The 18,074-nt window shown below is 55.9% G+C and carries 17 protein-coding genes and 1 pseudogene; 4 read left to right on the forward strand and 14 right to left on the reverse strand.

Translation table 11 applies throughout. The features are described 5' to 3' along the window. Nucleotides 1-12: 12 nt before the first annotated feature. The gene (gene dnaB, locus ACWKXN_RS18440; RefSeq protein WP_454544126.1) at nucleotides 13-1,425 is read right to left on the reverse strand and encodes a replicative DNA helicase; all 1,413 of its coding nucleotides are present in this window, start codon (nucleotides 1,423-1,425) and stop codon (nucleotides 13-15) included. 66 nt (nucleotides 1,426-1,491) lie between these two features. Here dnaB and ACWKXN_RS18445 point away from each other — a divergent pair, with 66 nt between their 5' ends. Continuing rightward, a complete protein-coding gene (locus ACWKXN_RS18445) occupies nucleotides 1,492-2,475 on the forward strand; it encodes an NADPH:quinone reductase (RefSeq protein ID WP_454544127.1) in 984 nt (327 codons plus the stop codon). 184 nt (nucleotides 2,476-2,659) lie between these two features. On the opposite strand, the gene pspG is transcribed toward ACWKXN_RS18445, so the two are convergent. The 4 genes from pspG to ACWKXN_RS18465 form a co-directional block, all read right to left on the reverse strand. Then, nucleotides 2,660-2,902 (reverse strand): envelope stress response protein PspG, encoded by a 243-nt coding sequence (pspG, locus tag ACWKXN_RS18450; protein ID WP_023310044.1) that lies wholly within the window; start codon nucleotides 2,900-2,902, stop codon nucleotides 2,660-2,662. Nucleotides 2,903-3,038: 136 nt separating this feature from the next. Beyond that, nucleotides 3,039-4,034: a tRNA dihydrouridine(20/20a) synthase DusA gene (gene dusA / locus ACWKXN_RS18455; protein ID WP_045355242.1), complete on the reverse strand. Its 996-nt coding sequence runs from the start codon at nucleotides 4,032-4,034 to the stop codon at nucleotides 3,039-3,041. A gap of 82 nt (nucleotides 4,035-4,116) precedes the next feature. Beyond that, nucleotides 4,117-5,427, reverse strand: coding sequence for a conjugal transfer protein TraF (locus ACWKXN_RS18460; RefSeq protein ID WP_039264135.1), 1,311 nt, complete (start codon nucleotides 5,425-5,427; stop codon nucleotides 4,117-4,119). 172 nt (nucleotides 5,428-5,599) lie between these two features. Further along, nucleotides 5,600-6,088, reverse strand: a complete 489-nt coding sequence (locus ACWKXN_RS18465; protein ID WP_023310041.1) for a cupin domain-containing protein — start codon at nucleotides 6,086-6,088, stop codon at nucleotides 5,600-5,602. Between the two features lie 115 nt (nucleotides 6,089-6,203). On the opposite strand from ACWKXN_RS18465, the gene zur reads away from it, so the two are divergent. After that, nucleotides 6,204-6,716 carry a zinc uptake transcriptional repressor Zur gene (zur, locus tag ACWKXN_RS18470; protein ID WP_008503369.1) on the forward strand — a complete coding sequence of 171 codons (513 nt, stop codon included), beginning with the start codon at nucleotides 6,204-6,206 and terminating at the stop codon, nucleotides 6,714-6,716. A 72-nt stretch (nucleotides 6,717-6,788) separates the two neighbouring features. On the opposite strand, the gene ACWKXN_RS18475 is transcribed toward zur, so the two are convergent. The 4 genes from ACWKXN_RS18475 to ACWKXN_RS18490 form a co-directional block, all read right to left on the reverse strand. Further along, nucleotides 6,789-6,998 carry a CsbD family protein gene (locus ACWKXN_RS18475; RefSeq protein ID WP_014830284.1) on the reverse strand — a complete coding sequence of 70 codons (210 nt, stop codon included), beginning with the start codon at nucleotides 6,996-6,998 and terminating at the stop codon, nucleotides 6,789-6,791. A gap of 120 nt (nucleotides 6,999-7,118) precedes the next feature. After that, nucleotides 7,119-8,456, reverse strand: a complete 1,338-nt coding sequence (gene dinF / locus ACWKXN_RS18480) for an MATE family efflux transporter DinF (protein ID WP_182931435.1) — start codon at nucleotides 8,454-8,456, stop codon at nucleotides 7,119-7,121. A gap of 63 nt (nucleotides 8,457-8,519) precedes the next feature. Then, nucleotides 8,520-9,128 (reverse strand): transcriptional repressor LexA, encoded by a 609-nt coding sequence (gene lexA, locus ACWKXN_RS18485; RefSeq protein WP_023310039.1) that lies wholly within the window; start codon nucleotides 9,126-9,128, stop codon nucleotides 8,520-8,522. A 108-nt stretch (nucleotides 9,129-9,236) separates the two neighbouring features. Further along, the gene (locus tag ACWKXN_RS18490) at nucleotides 9,237-9,605 is read right to left on the reverse strand and encodes a diacylglycerol kinase (RefSeq protein WP_023334158.1); all 369 of its coding nucleotides are present in this window, start codon (nucleotides 9,603-9,605) and stop codon (nucleotides 9,237-9,239) included. A gap of 154 nt (nucleotides 9,606-9,759) precedes the next feature. On the opposite strand from ACWKXN_RS18490, the gene plsB reads away from it, so the two are divergent. Further along, on the forward strand, nucleotides 9,760-12,180 hold the full coding sequence (gene plsB / locus ACWKXN_RS18495; protein ID WP_033144402.1) for a glycerol-3-phosphate 1-O-acyltransferase PlsB: 2,421 nt from the start codon (nucleotides 9,760-9,762) through the stop codon (nucleotides 12,178-12,180). A gap of 119 nt (nucleotides 12,181-12,299) precedes the next feature. On the opposite strand, the pseudogene gntU reads toward plsB, so the two are convergent. The 5 genes and pseudogenes from gntU to ACWKXN_RS18520 all read right to left on the reverse strand — a co-directional run bounded on the left by gntU (nucleotide 12,300) and on the right by ACWKXN_RS18520 (nucleotide 17,251). Next, a pseudogene (gene gntU / locus ACWKXN_RS18500) lies at nucleotides 12,300-13,641 on the reverse strand (gluconate transporter). Nucleotides 13,642-13,644: 3 nt separating this feature from the next. Next, the gene (gene gntK, locus ACWKXN_RS18505; RefSeq protein WP_008503362.1) at nucleotides 13,645-14,172 is read right to left on the reverse strand and encodes a gluconokinase; all 528 of its coding nucleotides are present in this window, start codon (nucleotides 14,170-14,172) and stop codon (nucleotides 13,645-13,647) included. A gap of 126 nt (nucleotides 14,173-14,298) precedes the next feature. Next, on the reverse strand, nucleotides 14,299-15,294 hold the full coding sequence (gene gntR / locus ACWKXN_RS18510) for a gluconate operon transcriptional repressor GntR (protein WP_021242747.1): 996 nt from the start codon (nucleotides 15,292-15,294) through the stop codon (nucleotides 14,299-14,301). 101 nt (nucleotides 15,295-15,395) lie between these two features. Next, the gene (locus tag ACWKXN_RS18515; protein ID WP_003861565.1) at nucleotides 15,396-16,091 is read right to left on the reverse strand and encodes a pirin family protein; all 696 of its coding nucleotides are present in this window, start codon (nucleotides 16,089-16,091) and stop codon (nucleotides 15,396-15,398) included. A 122-nt stretch (nucleotides 16,092-16,213) separates the two neighbouring features. Next, complete coding sequence (locus ACWKXN_RS18520) at nucleotides 16,214-17,251, reverse strand: oxidoreductase (protein ID WP_058842053.1); 1,038 nt, start codon at nucleotides 17,249-17,251, stop codon at nucleotides 16,214-16,216. Nucleotides 17,252-17,507: 256 nt separating this feature from the next. On the opposite strand from ACWKXN_RS18520, the gene yhhY reads away from it, so the two are divergent. Then, nucleotides 17,508-17,996 (forward strand): N-acetyltransferase, encoded by a 489-nt coding sequence (yhhY, locus tag ACWKXN_RS18525; protein WP_045143059.1) that lies wholly within the window; start codon nucleotides 17,508-17,510, stop codon nucleotides 17,994-17,996. Nucleotides 17,997-18,074 lie beyond the last annotated feature (78 nt).

An 18,074-nucleotide genomic window follows, 5' to 3' on the forward strand; every position in this document is an offset into this window, starting at 1 on the left:
ATTCCTTAGAAATTACTCATCATCATATTGAGGACCGGCATAGTTGTCGAAACGCGACCACTGTCCGTTAAAGGTCAGACGCACCGTCCCGATTGGGCCGTTACGTTGTTTACCAATAATAATTTCGGCGATCCCTTTCAGGTCGCTGTTCTCGTGATAAACCTCATCACGGTAGATAAACATGATTAAGTCGGCATCCTGCTCAATGGAGCCGGACTCACGCAGGTCAGAGTTGACCGGGCGCTTGTCGGCACGTTGTTCCAGAGAGCGGTTCAGCTGAGACAGCGCGACGACCGGTACGTGCAGCTCTTTGGCTAACGCCTTGAGCGAGCGGGAAATCTCCGCGATTTCCAGCGTACGGTTGTCGGAAAGCGACGGGACGCGCATCAGCTGAAGGTAGTCGATCATGATGAGGCCGATGCCGCCGTGTTCACGGGCGATACGGCGCGCGCGGGAGCGCACTTCCGTCGGCGTCAGGCCGGAGGAGTCATCGATATAGATGTTACGTTTTTCCAGCAGAATGCCCATGGTGCCGGAAATGCGCGCCCAGTCTTCATCATCGAGCTGGCCGGTACGAATGCGGGTCTGATCCACGCGCGACAGCGACGCCAGAGAACGCATCATAATCTGCTCGGAGGGCATCTCAAGGCTGAAGATCAATACCGGCTTATCCTGCAACATCGCCGCGTTTTCGACGAGGTTCATCGCAAAGGTAGTTTTACCCATCGACGGACGCGCGGCGACGATAATCAAATCCGACGGCTGCAGACCAGCGGTTTTCTTGTTCAAATCGTCATAGCCGGTGTTTACCCCGGTCACACCGTCGTGCGGCTGCTGGAACAGCTGTTCGATACGGGCAACGGTGGCGTCGAGGACATCGGCGATGTTTTTTGGACCTTCGTCTTTATTGGCGCGCCTTTCGGCGATTTTAAAGACGCGGGATTCAGCCAGATCGAGCAGGTCTTCGCTGGTACGCCCCTGTGGATCAAAACCGGCTTCGGCGATCTCATTCGCCACCGAGATCATCTCGCGAACGACGGCACGTTCGCGCACGATATCGGCATACGCGCTGATGTTCGCCGCACTAGGCGTGTTTTTTGACAGTTCCGCCAGATAGGCAAACCCGCCGCAGCTGTCGAGCTGACCAAGGCGCTCCAGCGATTCCGCGAGCGTGATCAGGTCGATTGGGCTGCCCGACTCCTGCAGACGCGCCATTTCGGTAAAGATGTGGCGGTGCGGGCGGGTGTAGAAATCTTCCGCCACGACGCGCTCGGCGACGTCGTCCCAGCGCTCGTTATCCAGCATTAAACCGCCCAACACCGACTGTTCCGCTTCAATCGAGTGCGGCGGGACCTTTAACCCTGCGACCTGGAAATCACGCTCGCGAGGTTCAGTCTGTTTGTTGAAGGGTTTGTTTCCTGCCATAGTGAATGGAGTTACCGAGATAAAGAGTGGGTCGAAAGATTACCATATTTTTCTTACGGAGGGAGCATGGCAACGCGCATTGAATTCCAGAAACACGGTGGGCCAGACGTACTGAAAGCGGTGGAGTTCACCCCTGCCGCGCCTGGCGAAAACGAAGTGCAGGTTGAAAACAAAGCCATAGGCATAAACTACATCGACACTTATAATCGCGGCGGTCTCTACCCGCCGCCGTCAATGCCGAGCGGCCTGGGCACCGAGGCGGCCGGGGTCGTCGTCAAAGTGGGCAGCGCGGTTAAGCATATTAAAGAGGGCGACCGCGTGGTGTACGCGCAGTCTGCGCTGGGCGCTTACAGCTCCGTCCACAACGTTCCGGCGGATAAAGCCGCCCTGCTGCCTAACGCTATCTCCTTCGAGCAGGCGGCGGCCTCGTTCCTGAAAGGTCTGACGGTTTACTACCTGCTGCGCAAAACCTATGAAATTAAGCCCGACGAGCAGTTCCTGTTCCATGCCGCAGCGGGTGGCGTCGGGCTCATCGCCTGTCAGTGGGCAAAGGCGCTGGGCGCGAAGCTGATCGGCACCGTCGGAAATGCACAAAAAGCGCAGCGCGCGCTGCAGGCGGGCGCCTGGCAGGTGATTAACTATCGTGAAGAGAGCATTGTTGAGCGGCTGAAGGAGATCACCAGCGGCAAAAAAGTGCGCGTGGTGTATGACTCGGTGGGGAAAGACACGTGGGAAGCGTCGCTGGACTGTCTGCAGCGCCGTGGTCTGATGGTCAGCTTCGGCAATGCGTCTGGCGCGGTCACCGGCGTTAACCTCGGTATTCTGAATCAGAAAGGTTCGCTGTATGTGACTCGCCCTTCCCTGCAGGGATACATCACCAACCGGGAAGAACTTGAGGAAGCCAGCAACGAGCTGTTCTCGCTGATCGCCAGCGGCGTCATCAAAGTGGATGTGGCAGATGCGCAGAAATTCGCGCTGACCGATGCGCAGCGCGCGCATGAGGTGCTGGAGAGCCGGGCGACGCAGGGGTCGAGCTTGTTGATTCCCTGAGCCCCAAAAAGAAATTGGGCTTCCCGTGGGAAGCCCTTTCTTTTTTTAGTTCGGCTGTATGTAGGGTACAGCTCGATGAATTCTTTAACGGCAGTCATAGTGACAGATTCGATAACTAAATCCTATTCTGTTCTAAGCCATGCCGCCGGAAAAGTTACAAGTATGTGACGAACCCCTCAATACCTTAGTAACGGAAGCGGTTATTGCGCTGATAACTGGGCACTTTTGGCGCTTTAATCGCCCGAATCACCCACACGACCGCAATGGCCAGCAGTAGCCACGGCAACAGTTTGATCGTCAGCGCAAACAGTCCGCCAATAAACATGACCACCGTCGCCACCACGATAGCCGCCAGAATGCCGAGCAGCGAAACGCCAGTCGCTAACAGCATGACAAAAAAGCCAATCACAAAAAGTAGTTCCAGCATGGTGCTCTCCCACGAGTTCCCGAGTAATGCACTCAGCATTACAAGAATCATGCCAGTATTAACCTGTTGTTATTAAAGCAAAATGCCCCGCGAGCGTTCGCAGGGCGTGGTGAATTTGACGAACTTTTAGCGAAAGTTATCGCTTGTCTGCCACCAGTCGCAGCGCATGTTCCAGCACCTCAATATCGGCTCCGGCTTTATGCGCATTCTCGCTCAGGTAGCGGCGCCACTGACGCGCGCCCGGAATCCCCTGGAACAGGCCAAGCATATGGCGGGTGATATGGCCGAGATACGTGCCATTACTCAACTCGCGCTCAATGTAAGGGTACATCGCACGCACGACGGCAACCGGATCGGTGTCCGCGCCTTCGATACCAAAGATTTCGCGATCGACCGTCGCCAGAATGCCCGGGTTCTGATACGCCTCGCGGCCGACCATCACGCCATCCATATGCGCCAGATGCGCTTTGGCCTCTTCCAGCGACTTGATGCCGCCGTTGATGGACATCGTCAGGTGCGGAAAGTCACGCTTCAGTTGATACACGCGCGGATAGTCCAGCGGCGGGATCTCGCGGTTCTCTTTCGGGCTGAGGCCGGAGAGCCAGGCTTTTCGCGCGTGGATGATGAACATCTCACACTCGCCTTTCCCGGATACCGTGTTGATGAAGTCGCACAGGAATTCGTAGCTGTCCTGGTCGTCAATGCCGATACGGGTTTTGACCGTGACCGGAATGGAGACCACATCGCGCATCGCCTTGATACAGTCCGCTACCAGCTGTGCATTCCCCATCAGACAGGCGCCAAACATGCCGTTTTGCACGCGGTCGGACGGGCAGCCAACGTTCAGGTTGATCTCGTCGTAGCCGCGTTCTTCCGCCAGCTTCGCGCACTGCGCCAGCGCGGCCGGATCGCTGCCGCCCAGCTGCAGGGCAACCGGATGCTCTTCTTCGCTATAGGCCAGATAGTCGCCCTTCCCGTGAATGATTGCGCCCGTGGTCACCATTTCGGTGTACAGCAGCGTATGGCGGGAGAGCTGGCGCAGGAAGTAGCGGCAGTGTCTGTCCGTCCAGTCGAGCATCGGCGCAATGGAGAAACGGTGTGCAGGGAAAGCGGTCTGTAATTCTGACGACATGGCGAAGTTTTAAGCATCTGGTGGAAAAGGGGCGCTACTATAGCACAAAGAAAAGCCGGAGGCGCAGCGCCTCCGGTGGACTTTAGAACGTCATGCTCAGCTGAGCCCCTGCGCCCCAGGTTTCGTCCTCACCGTAAAGTCCCATCAGGTCAACATGAACGGTACTGAACGGTGCGAAGCCGACACCGCCGGTAAAGACATTGCTGTCGTTACCCTTCACGTCCGCGCGATAACCCGCACGCACCGCCAGCCAGCTGAGCGGCGTAACCTCGGCACCGACGCCAACGTACTGCGACGTATCTTCGCTCTTGAAGCCTTTGGTTTCCGTCAGATCGCCATCGGCGGTCAGCGTCACCAGGTCGTTATGCCAGGCGGCGCCGGCGGTCACCAGCGGACGGATCTGGTAGGTGTCTTTGTAGCTCACCACTTCTCCCGTCCGGCCGTTGCGGATACGGATATCTTTGGTGTCGATATCGCGCGACATCAGGTTTTGACCGCTCACGCCAACCGTCCAGTGTTCGCCGAAATCAGCCGCGATACCGGCATCGACGTTAAAGCCCGTGTCGTCCGTGCGGTAGCGGCTGTCGTTCCACTTATTACTGTCGTAATCGTAGATTGACGTGGTGTAGTTATAGACCCAGGTTTTTTGCAGTTTTGGCGTCACGCCCACGGAAACCGGGACGCCGCCGAGGTCAAACTGACGGGCAACGGCAACACCATAGTCGGACACAATCGCTGCCCGGCCAGACGCCGTTGAGTTGAGATTTTTAGTGATCTGATCCGTGCCGTTCAGCGCAGCGTCCAGGGCAACACCGGCAGCCACCACTTTGCTTTGTTGAATACCGCGCAGATAATCAATATCTTGCTGATCGATAGACGAGCTCACCCGGCCATGGGCATAGCCTTTCGCCATAAAGGCCACGGAAAGCACATCGTTAGGGATACTCACGGCAAGCCCTGCACCTGCCGTCGCGCGTGCGGTTTTGCCCTTCAGGTAGTCCAGCTCATCGGCCAGATCTTTGGCCGCGCCCTGGAATTGATTAATGGAACCTAACGGATTGGTGATGATCTCCCTTGGCGTGAGGTCATCAACCACATCCTTATAGTGATTGATTTTGTCGTTGATGGTATCAATCTCGTCCTGAAGATTGTCCTCATCCGTTACCTGTACGCCAACGGACGGCAAAATGACCGTCACATCATCGTCCGGTTTTGCCTTTGCCAGCAACGCGGGGTTGATTAACGCCCCGCTACCATAGTTCCCGGAGGCAACGCCAGTGCCACCCATTGCGTCGCTACGTGATTCTGTCCAGGTATTGGCTGCTCCCGCCTGATTTGCCATAAACAAGGAAACAGCGATACTAACCACCGAAAATTTAAAATTTTTTTTCACAGTATGCCCGTTATAGTCTGTTATGAAATAACCCCTGTCTGTTATCACCCAAACAGGAACGAACTATTGCTGTGAATAAGTAGTAAAAGACCCGCTATTTCTATCCCTAAGTAAAACTCCCTTACGGCCTGTTATATTTTGTGACGGCCCTCAATATTTATAGAAGAGGAAATTATTTTTTCCCAGGTTTTCCATCATGCGGTCCAAAAAACTGGGGCGGGTGGTCTACCCAGCGATCCTCACGGGTAGCGGCATACACGGGGTTGAGCGGATAGTAGATGCGGTTGTGCTTTTTGTTGGCCTCGCCAACGACCAGTAACCGCACCTCTTCGTCCGTGTTGTTGATAAAGGTGTGGCAGATACCGGTTCCGGCAGGAAACCCCACGCTGTCGCCCGGTTCAAGTTTCCATAAATAGCCATTGATCCACGCTTCTGGATGACCTTCGAGCACATAAACGAACTCTTCTTCATCGCTTTCCGCGTGCGGATAGGACGTCCTGCGCCCGGGCGGTAAACGCTCGTGATGGATACCAATGCGCCCGAGCCCAAGCTTGCGAGCCAACGGGGCGCCGATAGAAAAACGCTCATCGCTATCTGGATAGGTCGAATCATCCGCGCCTTCAACGTCGCGCCAGTGCCGAATACAGTCAGGTTTTTTCATTGGTTATTTCCCGGTTTGCAATGGGTCAGGTATAGCACAGACTGGCGGATCTCGGCGTTTTTACCAGAACATGATAAAGTGAGGGTTTTCCGTCCTATAACATCCGGGGTGCTAAATGGATAAGTCCACAAAAGAGCTGTTAGCGCAGGCCGAAAAGCTGTGTGCGCAACGCAATGTGCGCCTGACTCCGCAGCGCCTTGAAGTCTTACGTCTGATGAGCCTGCAGCAGGGTGCCATCAGCGCTTACGATCTGCTGGACCTGCTCCGCGAAAGCGAGCCGCAGGCGAAACCACCAACCGTGTATCGCGCCCTTGATTTCCTGCTGGAACAAGGATTCGTGCATAAAGTTGAGTCCACCAACAGCTACGTGTTGTGCCATCTGTTCGATCAGCCCACCCATACATCGGCGATGTTTATCTGCGACCGCTGCGGCGTGGTGAAAGAAGAGGCTGCGGAAGGCGTGGAAGATATTATGCATACGCTGGCGGCGAAAATGGGTTTTGCCCTGCGTCATAACGTGATTGAAGCGCACGGACTGTGCTCTGCCTGCGTGGAAGTGGAAGCCTGCCGCCATCAGGACGCATGTCAGCACGACCACTCTATTCTTGTGAAGAAAAAACCGCGTTAGCAGTAGTAAAAGCAAAGGCGGCTCATGGCCGCCCTCAGGGTGTACTTCCTTGTACTTGCGGGTATAGCCCGGTTACCAGCGGTAGTCGTTGCGTTTTTCCCAGTCGCCCACTTCTTTTTCCGCCTGGTCTTTTGCGTAGCCGTAACGCTCCTGGATTTTACCGACAAGCTGATCGCGTTTACCTTCAATGACGGTCATATCGTCATCGGTCAGCTTACCCCACTGTTCTTTCGCTTTACCCTTGAACTGCTTCCAGTTGCCGCCGATTTCGTCTTTATTCATCATCGTGTCCTCTTAGTTAAGCGTCGGGTCGTAACGTCCGTTACGTTCTTTTCTGCTGGACGTGATAATTATTGTAGTTAAGGATTCGGCAGTTGATTTGATATTCGGAATCTTTAACCGTCACGATATATCGTGACGTGAAGGGAACCAGGTATCGTTTTGCCAGTGGCGGTGCCAGATAAAAGCCAGCGATATCCCTCGCAGCGAGAGGAAAACGGCCAGGGCCAGCCACAAACCGTGATTACCCAGCCAGGGAAGCGTCAGCAGCGTCAGACCAAACCCGGCCGCCGCGACCGCCATGCTGTTACGCATTTCCGCTCCGCGCGTCGCACCAATAAACATGCCGTCCAGCAGATAACACCAGACGCCGACCACCGGTAAGATGACTTGCCAGATGAGATAGTGACTCGCCAGCTCGCGCAGCGCAGGAAGAGACGTAAGCAACGCGACAATTTGCTCACCAAAGCAGGCGTAAACCAGGCCGAACACCAGCGCCACCAGCCCAGACTGGCGGCAGGCTGCCCGCCAGACGTCCCTAAGCTGCCCGCTTTCGCGCGCCCCGTACGCCTGCCCGGAATGCGCTTCTACCGCATAGGCAAATCCGTCCAGCGCGTAGGCGGTAAAGGTCAGCAGCGTCATCAATACCGCGTTGACCGCGACGATTTCTGGCCCCTGTCGGGCCCCGAAAACCGTCAGCGCGCCGAAGCAGAGCTGAAGCAGCAGCGAGCGCAGCATGATGTCACGATTGAGCGCCAGCAGCTTACGGATATTGCCGCGCCATGCGGTTTTGAGCAGCGCCAGGGAGATCCCGCGCATCGCCAGCACGCGCCAGACCATCCACAGACCGATAATCAAGGTTCCGTATTCGGCAATCGCCGTCGCCAGCGCCGCGCCCTGCACGTTCATATGCAGGCCCATTACCAGCCAGACATCCAGCACAATGTTGAGAAGGTTGCCTGCCACCAGCAAAATCACTGGCGCACGGGCGTACTGCACGCCCAGTAGCCACCCCAGCAGAACCAGGTTTGCCAGCGAGGCGGGCGCGCTGAGCCAGCGAATTTCAAGGAAACGGCGCGCCTGAGCCAGTACCGCCTCGCTGCCGCCGACAACATGGAGCGCAAGGTCGATCAGGGGCGTACGTAATAAAACGATTAACACTCCCGCGCCAAGCGCAAGGATCAGCGGCTGGACCAGCGCGCGCGCCAGACGCAGCGGATCTTTTGCACCATAAGCCTGTGCCGTGAGCCCGGTGGTGCTCATGCGCAAAAAGAGCAGCAGCATAAACAGGAAGCTGGTTGCCGTCGCGCCAATCGCCACGCCGCCAAGATAAACAGGCGAATCAAGATGACCAATAACGGCAGTATCGACCAGCCCCAGCAAGGGCACGGTGATATTGGAGAAAATCATCGGCAGAGCGAGACGCCACAATGCCTTATCTGATTCCGTCAGCAGTGACATGAAAAATACCGGGAGTGGAGAATGAAGCAGGCTACAGCGGCGCCATAGCCTGTCAGGAAGAGATTACAGCCATTCACCGTTGCGAATGACCCCAACCGCCAGTCCTTCGATAGAGAAGTTGTGTTCGCGGAGATCGACCACAATCGGGGAGAACTCGTTGTTTTCAGGCAGCAGCTGAACGGTGTTACCCTGTTTTTTCAGACGCTTGACGGTAACTTCATCATCAATGCGCGCGACAACTACCTGGCCGTTACGCACATCCTGCGTTTTGTGCACCGCAAGCAGATCGCCATCAAGAATACCGATGTCTTTCATCGACATACCGCTAACGCGCAGCAGGAAATCTGCGCTCGGTTTGAACATGCCAGGATCGACCTGGTAGTGGCCTTCAATATGTTGCTGTGCCAGTAAAGGCTCACCGGCGGCAACACGGCCTATCAGCGGAATGCCCGTCTCTTCTTCCACCAGCAGGCGGATACCGCGTGACGCGCCTGAAACAATCTCAATCACGCCTTTACGCGCCAGCGCTTTCAGGTGTTCTTCGGCAGCATTCGGAGAACGGAAGCCCAGACGCTGCGCGATTTCCGCACGCGTGGGTGGCATACCCGTCTGGCCGATATGATCCCGGATGAGATCAAACACCTCTTGCTGCCTGGTCGTTAACGCTTTCATTCCGCCCCCTGGGTGTATATACAGTTATGCTGTGAGTATATACAGTCAAAGGCGATTTTGGAACCAAAAACTGCACAAAAAACCAGGGACTTAATTATTCCTCGAGGCTCATCGGAAATGCGACCAAAGCAGCGTGACCCAGGTGATAACGGCAGTGATAATCGCCAGCAACACGGCAGCAGAGCCCATGTCTTTTGCGCGGCCAGAAAGCTCGTGGAAATCTGAACCAATGCGATCAACAACGGCTTCAATAGCGCTATTAAGAATTTCCACTATCATCACCAGAAGCACGGAACCGATTAGAAGTACGCGGGTAATAGCATCAACATCAAGGAAACAGGCGATGATCACCGCGATGATAGCGGCGACGCCCTCCTGGCGAAAGGCGGCTTCGTTGATCCACGCGGCACGGAAACCTTTCCATGAATAGCCGGCGGCTTTGATGATACGCGTTAACCCAGTGGTATTATTGGCCATTAAAAGAACCTTTTATGAAAAAAAGCGTCAGTAACAGGAACTGTAGCGCGTTTCGCTACAGCCTGAAGTATGACGGGTAACAACAGAAATTTTGCGCGCTTTCTGTTATCCTTGCGCCGCAATTGCATTATTAACCAGAGGCTTTACATCGTTTATGTCCGGCTGGCCACGAATTTACTACAAATTACTTAATTTACCATTAAGCATCCTGGTAAAAAGCAAGTCTATCCCAGCAGAACCCGCGCTGGAATTGGGGCTCGATACCTCGCGTCCTATTATGTACGTTTTGCCTTATAACTCGAAGGCAGACTTACTGACGCTTCGCGCCCAGTGTCTGGCGCATGACTTACCGGACCCGCTTGAACCGCTTGAAGTTGACGGTACGCTGCTGCCGCGCTACGTGTTCATTCACGGTGGACCGCGCGTGTTTACCTACTACACGCCAAAAGAAGAGTCCATCAAGCTGTTCCACGACTATCTTGACCTGCACCGCAGCAACCCCGATCTGGATGTGCAGATGGTGCCGGTGTCGGTGATGTTTGGTCGTCGTCCGGGCCGTGAAAAAGGTGAAGAGAACCCGCCGCTGCGCATGCTTAACGGCATCCAGAAGTTCTTCGCGGTCTCCTGGCTGGGACGCGACAGCTTTGTGCGTTTCTCCCCTTCCGTTTCGCTGCGTCGTATGGCGGACGAGCACGGTACCGACAAGATCATCGCGCAAAAACTGGCGCGCGTGGCGCGTATGCACTTCGCGCGCCAGCGCCTCGCTGCCGTAGGGCCGCGTCTCCCGGCGCGTCAGGATCTGTTCAACAAGCTTTTGGCCTCCAAAGCGATTGCCCGCGCCGTTGAAGACGAAGCGCGCAGCAAGAAAATATCGCATGAGAAAGCCCAGCAGAACGCCATTGCGCTGATGGAAGAGATTGCAGCGAACTTCTCTTACGAGATGATTCGCCTGTCCGATCGTATTCTCGGCTTTACCTGGAACCGCCTGTATCAGGGCATCAACGTTCATAATGCCGAACGTGTGCGTCAGCTGGCGCACGATGGCCATGAGATCGTCTATGTTCCCTGCCACCGCAGCCACATGGACTACCTGCTTCTTTCCTACGTGCTCTATCACCAGGGGCTGGTACCGCCGCACATTGCTGCCGGTATCAACCTGAATTTCTGGCCAGCAGGTCCGATTTTCCGCCGCCTGGGCGCGTTCTTTATCCGTCGCACCTTCAAGGGCAACAAGCTTTACTCCACCGTGTTCCGCGAGTATCTGGGCGAGCTGTTCAGCCGCGGCTATTCCGTGGAGTACTTCGTGGAGGGCGGTCGTTCCCGTACCGGACGTCTGCTTGATCCGAAGACCGGCACGCTGTCGATGACCATTCAGGCGATGCTGCGCGGAGGAACCCGTCCAATCACGCTGGTGCCAATCTACATTGGCTATGAGCACGTGATGGAAGTGGGCACGTACGCCAAAGAGCTGCGCGGTGCGACCAAAGAGAAAGAGAGCCTGCCGCAGATGCTGCGCGGCTTGAGCAAGCTACGCAATCTCGGTCAGGGCTACGTGAACTTCGGCGAACCGATGCCGCTGATGACGTATCTGAACCATCACGTTCCCGAGTGGCGCGAGTCCATCGATCCTATCGAAGCGATTCGTCCGGCCTGGCTGACGCCAACGGTCAACGGCATCGCGTCCGAGCTGATGGTGCGCATTAACAACGCCGGTGCGGCTAACGCCATGAACCTGTGCTGTACGGCGCTTCTGGCTTCGCGTCAGCGCTCGCTGACCCGCGAACAGCTCACGGAGCAGCTGGATTGCTATCTGGACATGATGCGCAACGTGCCGTATTCCGTTGATTCAACCGTGCCTTCTGCTACCGCCAGTGAGCTTATCGATCACGCGCTGCAGATGAACAAGTTTGAAGTCGAAAAGGACACGATCGGCGACATCATTATTCTGCCGCGCGAGCAGGCAGTGCTGATGACCTACTACCGCAACAACATCACCCATATGCTGATGCTGCCGTCGCTCATGGCGGCTATCATCACCCAGCATCGCCGTATTTCGCGTCAGGAGCTATTGCGTCACGTTGAGACGCTCTATCCGATGCTGAAAGCGGAGCTGTTCCTGCGCTGGAGCAAAGACGAGCTGGCGGGCGAACTGGACAAACTGACGGAAGAGCTGCGTCGTCAGGGGCTGATCACCGTCTCAAACGACGAGCTGCACATCAATCCGTCGCGTTCCCGAACCCTGCAACTGCTTGCTGCCGGTGCGCGCGAAACGCTGCAGCGCTACGCCATTACGTTCTGGCTGCTGAGTGCGAACCCGTCTATCAACCGCGGCACGCTGGAGAAAGAGAGCCGGACGCTGGCACAGCGCCTGTCCGTTCTGCACGGCATTAACGCCCCGGAATTCTTCGACAAAGCGGTCTTCAGCTCTCTGGTCCTGACGCTGCGTGACGAAGGCTACATCAGCGATACGGGTGATGCCGAGCCGGAAGAGACGCTGAAGGTGTACCAGATGCTGGCCGAACTCATTACGTCAGATGTGCGTTTGACGATCGAGAGCGCGACGCAGGGCGAGTGATGTGAAAAAGCCGGGTTGGTGGTTTTACCTGACCCGGCCTGGCGTTCTGCATAATATAAAGGCCCGGTAAGCGTTAACGCTACCGGGCCTTATTTTTGAGCCTTGTTAAATCACCGCATTCAGCTCAGCAGTGTGAAAGCAATCATCCCGACAATGGCACCCGTCGTGCCGAGGATGGTTTCCATCAGCGTCCAGGTTTTCAGGGTTTGCGCTTCGGTGGCGCCGGTAAATTTACCGAACAGCCAGAAGCCCGCGTCGTTAACGTGAGAGACCACAATCGAACCGCCCGCGATACAGATAGACAGCGCCGCCATCTGCGCACCGGAGTAGTTCAGCTGTTCAATCACCGGCATCACCAGACCCACGGCGGTTAAGCACGCCACGGTTGCGGAACCCTGGATGATACGCACCGCCGCAGCCAGCACGAAGCAGGTGACCGCAATCGGCAGGCCCATCCCGGTCAGCGCTTCGCCCAGAGCTGGGCCTACGCCGGAATCCACCAGCACCTGCTTGAACACGCCGCCAGCGCCGATCACCAGCAGGATAATGCCCGCAGGCTGCAGCGCGGCACCGCAGATCTCCATCACCCGATCTTTCGGCATTCCCTGACGCATCGCCAGGCCGTAAATCGCCACCAGACAGGCCACCAGGATCGCCGTGAACGGGTGACCGATGAACTCGAACCATTCGTAGGCGCTGGAACCCACCGGCACAAAGCGCGCGGCGATGGTTTTCAGACCCACGAGAACCAGCGGGAGCAGGATCAGCGACAGGCTGAAGCCGAAGGACGGCATTTTGCCCTCGCCCAGGTGCGGCTCGGTGATGTCGTCCGGAATATGCAGCTCAACGTAACGGCTGATGAAGTTGCCCCACAGCGGACCGGCAATAATCATCCCCGGAATTGCCGCGCACAGGCCAATCAGGATCCATCCAGCCAAAGTCGGCGTGCATCTGGGATGCCAGCAGCATCGGCGCAGGCCCAGGCAGCAGAAACGCTGCGGCCGCCGCCACGCCCGCAAACAGCGGAATGACCAGCTTCACGAGGTTAGTGCCGGTATGGCGCGCCATGGAGAACGCGACGCTTATCAGCAGCACAACGGCCACTTCGAAGAACAGCGGCAGCGCGCAAATCAGGCCAGCCAGACCAATCGCGTAGTGCGCGCGGCTGTGGCCGAAGGATTTCAGCATCTTGACGGCAATCTGGTCGACCGCGCCCGTCTCGTGCAAAATCTTGCCAAACATCGCGCCAAGGGCGACCACAATCGCCAGGAAGCCCAGCGTGCCGCCCATCCCTTTTTCCATCGTCGCGGCGATCTTGTCGAGCGGCATCCCGGAAAAGAGACCTGCACCTATAGAAACCACCATCAAAGCGACAAAAGCGTGCATACGCGCCTTCATCACTAAAAACAGCAGCAGCAACACGGAACCCACTGCTGTCAAAACTAGCGTTAATGTACTCAAAACTTACTGCCTTTTATTAATGACCTCGATGGTGCTGGCAACAACACCTTCCAGTGACTGATCGATATCAACCACTAAGACATCTTTCTCATCTTCACCCGGCTCCTGCAGCGCTTCGAACTGCGTCACCAGCATCTGGGTTTTGAAGAAGTGACCTTTACGCGCCTTCAGGCGGCTTTCAATCACCTCGAAGTCCCCCTTCAGGTAGATGAAAGAGAGGTTCGGGTTACCGTCGCGCAGCAGGTCGCGGTAGGTTTTTTTCAGCGCAGAGCAGACGATCAGGGAGACTTTGTTGGTGCGCTGCATGGCGAACGCGGCGTCATTCAGCGCCTGCAACCACGGTTTGCGGTCGTCATCGTTCAGCGGCTCACCTGAGGCCATTTTCATGATGTTGCTGCGCGGATGGAGGAAGTCGCCATCAAGGAACGCTGCCTGGAGTTGATGCGCCACTTCGCTGGCTACGGCTGATTTCCCGCTACCGGAAACGCCCATCAGGACGTAGACGTGGTGATCGTGATTAGTCGTGCTCAAAGGGTGTCCCTCAGTCAATTGTTACGGGTAACAGTTATCGGTAACATTGTCCTGCCGGGGCAAAAGAGAAGCAATATCCAAACGTGCGCGAAGTGAATAAGTGTGAGCTACTTCAAATTTGTCAGTTCAAATAGATCCACCCGGTGACAAGGTGAAACCTAAATCTAACATTTTTGGGGTAACCGTCTCGCCACGAATGCGCGCCAGCAGGCGTTCTGCGCCAATGCGGCCCATACGTTCACGCGGGGTCAGGACGCTCGCCAGACGCGGCTCCATCACCTGGCCAATGTCGTGGCCGTGGAAACCGGCAATTGCCATATCATCCGGGATCTTGAGCCCCAGACGCTGGCACTCAAACGCCGCACCGACCGCAAGGTCATCGTTGGTACAGAAAATACCGTCCAGTTGCGGATACTCGCGTCGTGCCTGGCGCATCAGCTCAATACCCGACGTATAGGAAGAGGACTGTTCCACCATCACGCTGTACGGGGTTAGGTTCGCGTCGAGCATCGCCTGCTCGTATCCCTTCTGTTTGATGATAGTACGTTCATCAAGACGCGCACCCAGATAGGCGATATGACGATGCCCACGGGCGATGATCGCCGCCGTCATCTGGCGCGCCGCTTCGAAGTTATCGAACCCAACGGCGATGTCGAGGCACGGCGACTGGCTGTCCATCAGCTCCACCACCGGGATACCGGCCACTTCAATCATTTTGAGCGTGCGGGCAGTGTGGGTACGTTCGGTTAAAATCAGGCCGTCGATGTTCCAGGAAAGCATCGATTCAAGACGTTCTTCTTCCAGTTCCGGCTTGTACCCGTAGTGGGCGAGCATGGTCTGATAGCCAAAAGCATCGGTGACGCTTTCAATGCCGCGCAAAACTTCGGCGAAAACCTGGTTGGTCAGGGAAGGAAGCAGGACGCCCACCGCACGGCTGGTCGCATTGGAGAGAATATCGGGCGCGCGGTTGGGGATATAACCCAGTTCATCAAGGGCCGCAGCAATCTTGCCACGCAACGCCACGGAAACCTGTTCCGGGTTACGTAAAAAACGGCTGACCGTCATTTTGGTCACACCGACGCGATCGGCGACATCCTGAAGTACGGGGCGTTTCTTTTTCATCGTCCTGAGAAATCTTGAAGTGAGAGATTTGCTCAGTTTATCACGGACAAAGCCCATCCTTCCCCTGTCAAAGGGAAGGATGGGCATTTATTTATGATTTATTACACCGGCGGCAGGTCAAACAGCAGAATTTCACTTTCGCTGTCGGCATGCACGGAAAGCGCCTGCTCATCCCAGACGGCCAGGCCATCGGCGGTTGTCGCTTTGGTGCCGTTGATGGACACTTCACCTTTCACCACCTGGATCCAGACGCGGCGGTTGGCGGCAATCTGGTGCACAGACTGTTCGTCTTTCGCCAGCGCCCAGCGGTACAGCTCCATATCCTGATGCACCTTCAGGGAACCTTCACGCGCATCCGGGGACAGCACCAGCTGTTTGCCCTGTTTCGCGTCGAAGCGGCGCTGCTCGTAGCGCGGCGTGATGCCGGTCTCTTCTGGAATGATCCAGATTTGATACAGGTGCAGTTTTTCCGTTTTGCTCGGGTTGTACTCGGAGTGACGCACCCCGGTACCCGCACTCATAATCTGGAACTCGCCCGCCGGAACCTGCTCTTTGTTGCCCATGCTGTCCTGGTGTTCCACCGCCCCTTCCAGCACATAGGTCAGGATTTCCATGTCTTTGTGCGGGTGGGTACCGAAGCCCTGGCCTGCATCAATCACGTCGTCGTTAATCACGCGCAGTGCGGAGAAGCCCATGAAGTTCGGGTCGTAGTAGTCGGCAAACGAGAATGAATGCCATGAGTCCAGCCAGCCATGATTCGCGTGACCACGTTCGTTTGCTTTGCGTAAGTAGATCATTGTTTCACCCTCAGTTCGTTTCGATGGAGTAAGTGTGGACGTAAACCGCCTGGGATCATAGAGGGTGAAAATTGACTCCTCTGTTCAAAAATTATGAACAAGCGCAGAGGAGCCGTTTTTGCTTATTTCGCGAGGGTTACCGTGGCAGGAGAAGCCTGCTCAAAGGCCCGCTCGAGGATTTCCAGGTTGGTCAGAACGTCAGATTCCTTGACGTAATTCGGCGCGCTAGTTGTGAGAGTTTCATACAGCGCATCGTAGACGCGGCCATAGTCGCCAATTTCCGGTTTCAGCTCTTCCCTGACCGTTACGCCCTCATCGTTCACATACTCCAGCACGCCCACGGAATTATCCGCCGCAAAGCCCGGTTCACCCGGCATGATGTTGGCCTTCAGGCTGGTCTCCTGCTGGTCGATGCCGTACTTAATGAACGATCCTTTGGTGCCGTGAACGATAAATTTCGGATAGTCGATTTTCACCAGATGGCTGGTTTTGACGATGGCCTTCAGGTCGCCGTAGAACAGCTGCGCTTCAAAGGTGTCGTCCGGGTTGGCTTTGTTACGCAGGCTGCGGATGTCATACGCCACGTGGTCCGGTCGGCCAAACAGAGAGATGATCTGGTCCATCGTATGCACGCCCAGACCATAGAACGAGCCGTCCTGCGGCAGGCCGGGTTGGGTTTCCGCCACCGGACGGTAGTAATCGAAGTGGCTTTCGATTTCCACAATGTCGCCCAGCTTGCCGCTTTCAATCGCCTTTTTCGCCGTCAGGAAGCAGCTGTCAAAGCGACGGTTTTGATACGGCGTAACGGTCAGGCCTTTACTTTTCGCCAGCGCGAACAGCGCTTTTGCTTCGGCGATGGTCGGGGTGAACGGTTTTTCCACCAGCACGTTTTTACCCGCTTCCAGCGCGCGTTTCGCATAGTCAAAATGGCTGTCGGCGTGGGTGCAGACAACAACCAGTTTGACCTGCGGGTCGTTAAGCACTTCATCAAGATCGCTGGTGAAATGGATATGGGAATACTGCGGGGATTGCTCTTCTGGCTTCGCGCGGCGGCGGAAGATGTGCGCGACGTGCCAGCTGTCTTTACGGTTGAGAACATACGGCAGGTGGTAGCGGGTCGTACTTTTACCAAATCCAATAAATGCGCAATGTAGTGTCATGGCTCAGTCCTTTTGGAAGGTTACTGAGTCTAACCATAACAAAAAAAAAGCCAGCTAAAAGCTGGCTAAAGTAATACTGGAAGCAATGTGAGCAATGTCGTGCTTTCAGGTTCCCGTAGCGGTCTTCCTGAATGCAGAGCAATAATAATCATTCTCATTCGCACTTGTCCAATACTTTTTGCAAAAAATAGCGGTTGACTCAAATTTTAAAGTCATTGATGTTGAAAGGGACGTTTAACTGACTGAGGAATAAGGAATGAGTGAGATAGTGATACGCCATGCGGAACCGAAAGATTATGACGCCATTCGTCAGATCCACGCCCAGCCGGAGGTGTACCACAACACACTACAGGTTCCTCATCCCTCTGAGCAAATGTGGCAAGAACGGCTATCCGACCAGCCCGGCATCAAGCAGCTCGTCGCCTGCATAGACGGTCATGTCGCCGGCCATCTGTGCATCGTCGTCGCGCAACGCCCGCGCCGCAGCCATGTGGCTGATTTTGGGATTTGTGTCGGCGCGCAGTGGCAAAACCGGGGCGTTGCCAGCGCTCTGATGCGCACCATGATTGATATGTGCGATAACTGGCTGCGCGTTGACCGCATTGAGCTGACGGTATTTGTCGATAACGAACCGGCGATTGCGGTGTACAAAAAACACGGGTTCGAAATTGAAGGCACCGGCAAACGCTATGCCCTGCGCAACGGCGAGTATGTGGACGCGTATTATATGGCGCGAATGAAGTGACACACTCCCCTCACCCCGGCCCTCTCCCCACAGGGGCGAGGGAGAAAAGACCGCACCGTGCAATCCCCTCTCCCCTGC

It is taken from the genome of Enterobacter sp. UPMP2060, from assembly GCF_053709655.1.

Bases quoted from the DNA above. Each gene is read 5' to 3' on its own strand.
- zur (WP_008503369.1), top strand. From the start codon at position 6,204: ATGGATAAGTCCACAAAAGAGCTGTTAGCGCAGGCCGAAAAGCTGTGT.
- pspG (WP_023310044.1), bottom strand. From the start codon at position 2,902: ATGCTGGAACTACTTTTTGTGATTGGCTTTTTTGTCATGCTGTTAGCG.
- yhhY (WP_045143059.1), top strand. From the start codon at position 17,508: ATGAGTGAGATAGTGATACGCCATGCGGAACCGAAAGATTATGACGCC.
- gntR (WP_021242747.1), bottom strand. From the start codon at position 15,294: ATGAAAAAGAAACGCCCCGTACTTCAGGATGTCGCCGATCGCGTCGGT.
- lexA (WP_023310039.1), bottom strand. From the start codon at position 9,128: ATGAAAGCGTTAACGACCAGGCAGCAAGAGGTGTTTGATCTCATCCGG.
- dinF (WP_182931435.1), bottom strand. From the start codon at position 8,456: ATGTCACTGCTGACGGAATCAGATAAGGCATTGTGGCGTCTCGCTCTG.
- dusA (WP_045355242.1), bottom strand. From the start codon at position 4,034: ATGTCGTCAGAATTACAGACCGCTTTCCCTGCACACCGTTTCTCCATT.
- ACWKXN_RS18520 (WP_058842053.1), bottom strand. From the start codon at position 17,251: ATGACACTACATTGCGCATTTATTGGATTTGGTAAAAGTACGACCCGC.
- ACWKXN_RS18515 (WP_003861565.1), bottom strand. From the start codon at position 16,091: ATGATCTACTTACGCAAAGCAAACGAACGTGGTCACGCGAATCATGGC.
- plsB (WP_033144402.1), top strand. From the start codon at position 9,760: ATGTCCGGCTGGCCACGAATTTACTACAAATTACTTAATTTACCATTA.
- ACWKXN_RS18445 (WP_454544127.1), top strand. From the start codon at position 1,492: ATGGCAACGCGCATTGAATTCCAGAAACACGGTGGGCCAGACGTACTG.
- ACWKXN_RS18475 (WP_014830284.1), bottom strand. From the start codon at position 6,998: ATGAATAAAGACGAAATCGGCGGCAACTGGAAGCAGTTCAAGGGTAAA.
- ACWKXN_RS18465 (WP_023310041.1), bottom strand. From the start codon at position 6,088: ATGAAAAAACCTGACTGTATTCGGCACTGGCGCGACGTTGAAGGCGCG.
- ACWKXN_RS18490 (WP_023334158.1), bottom strand. From the start codon at position 9,605: ATGGCCAATAATACCACTGGGTTAACGCGTATCATCAAAGCCGCCGGC.
- dnaB (WP_454544126.1), bottom strand. From the start codon at position 1,425: ATGGCAGGAAACAAACCCTTCAACAAACAGACTGAACCTCGCGAGCGT.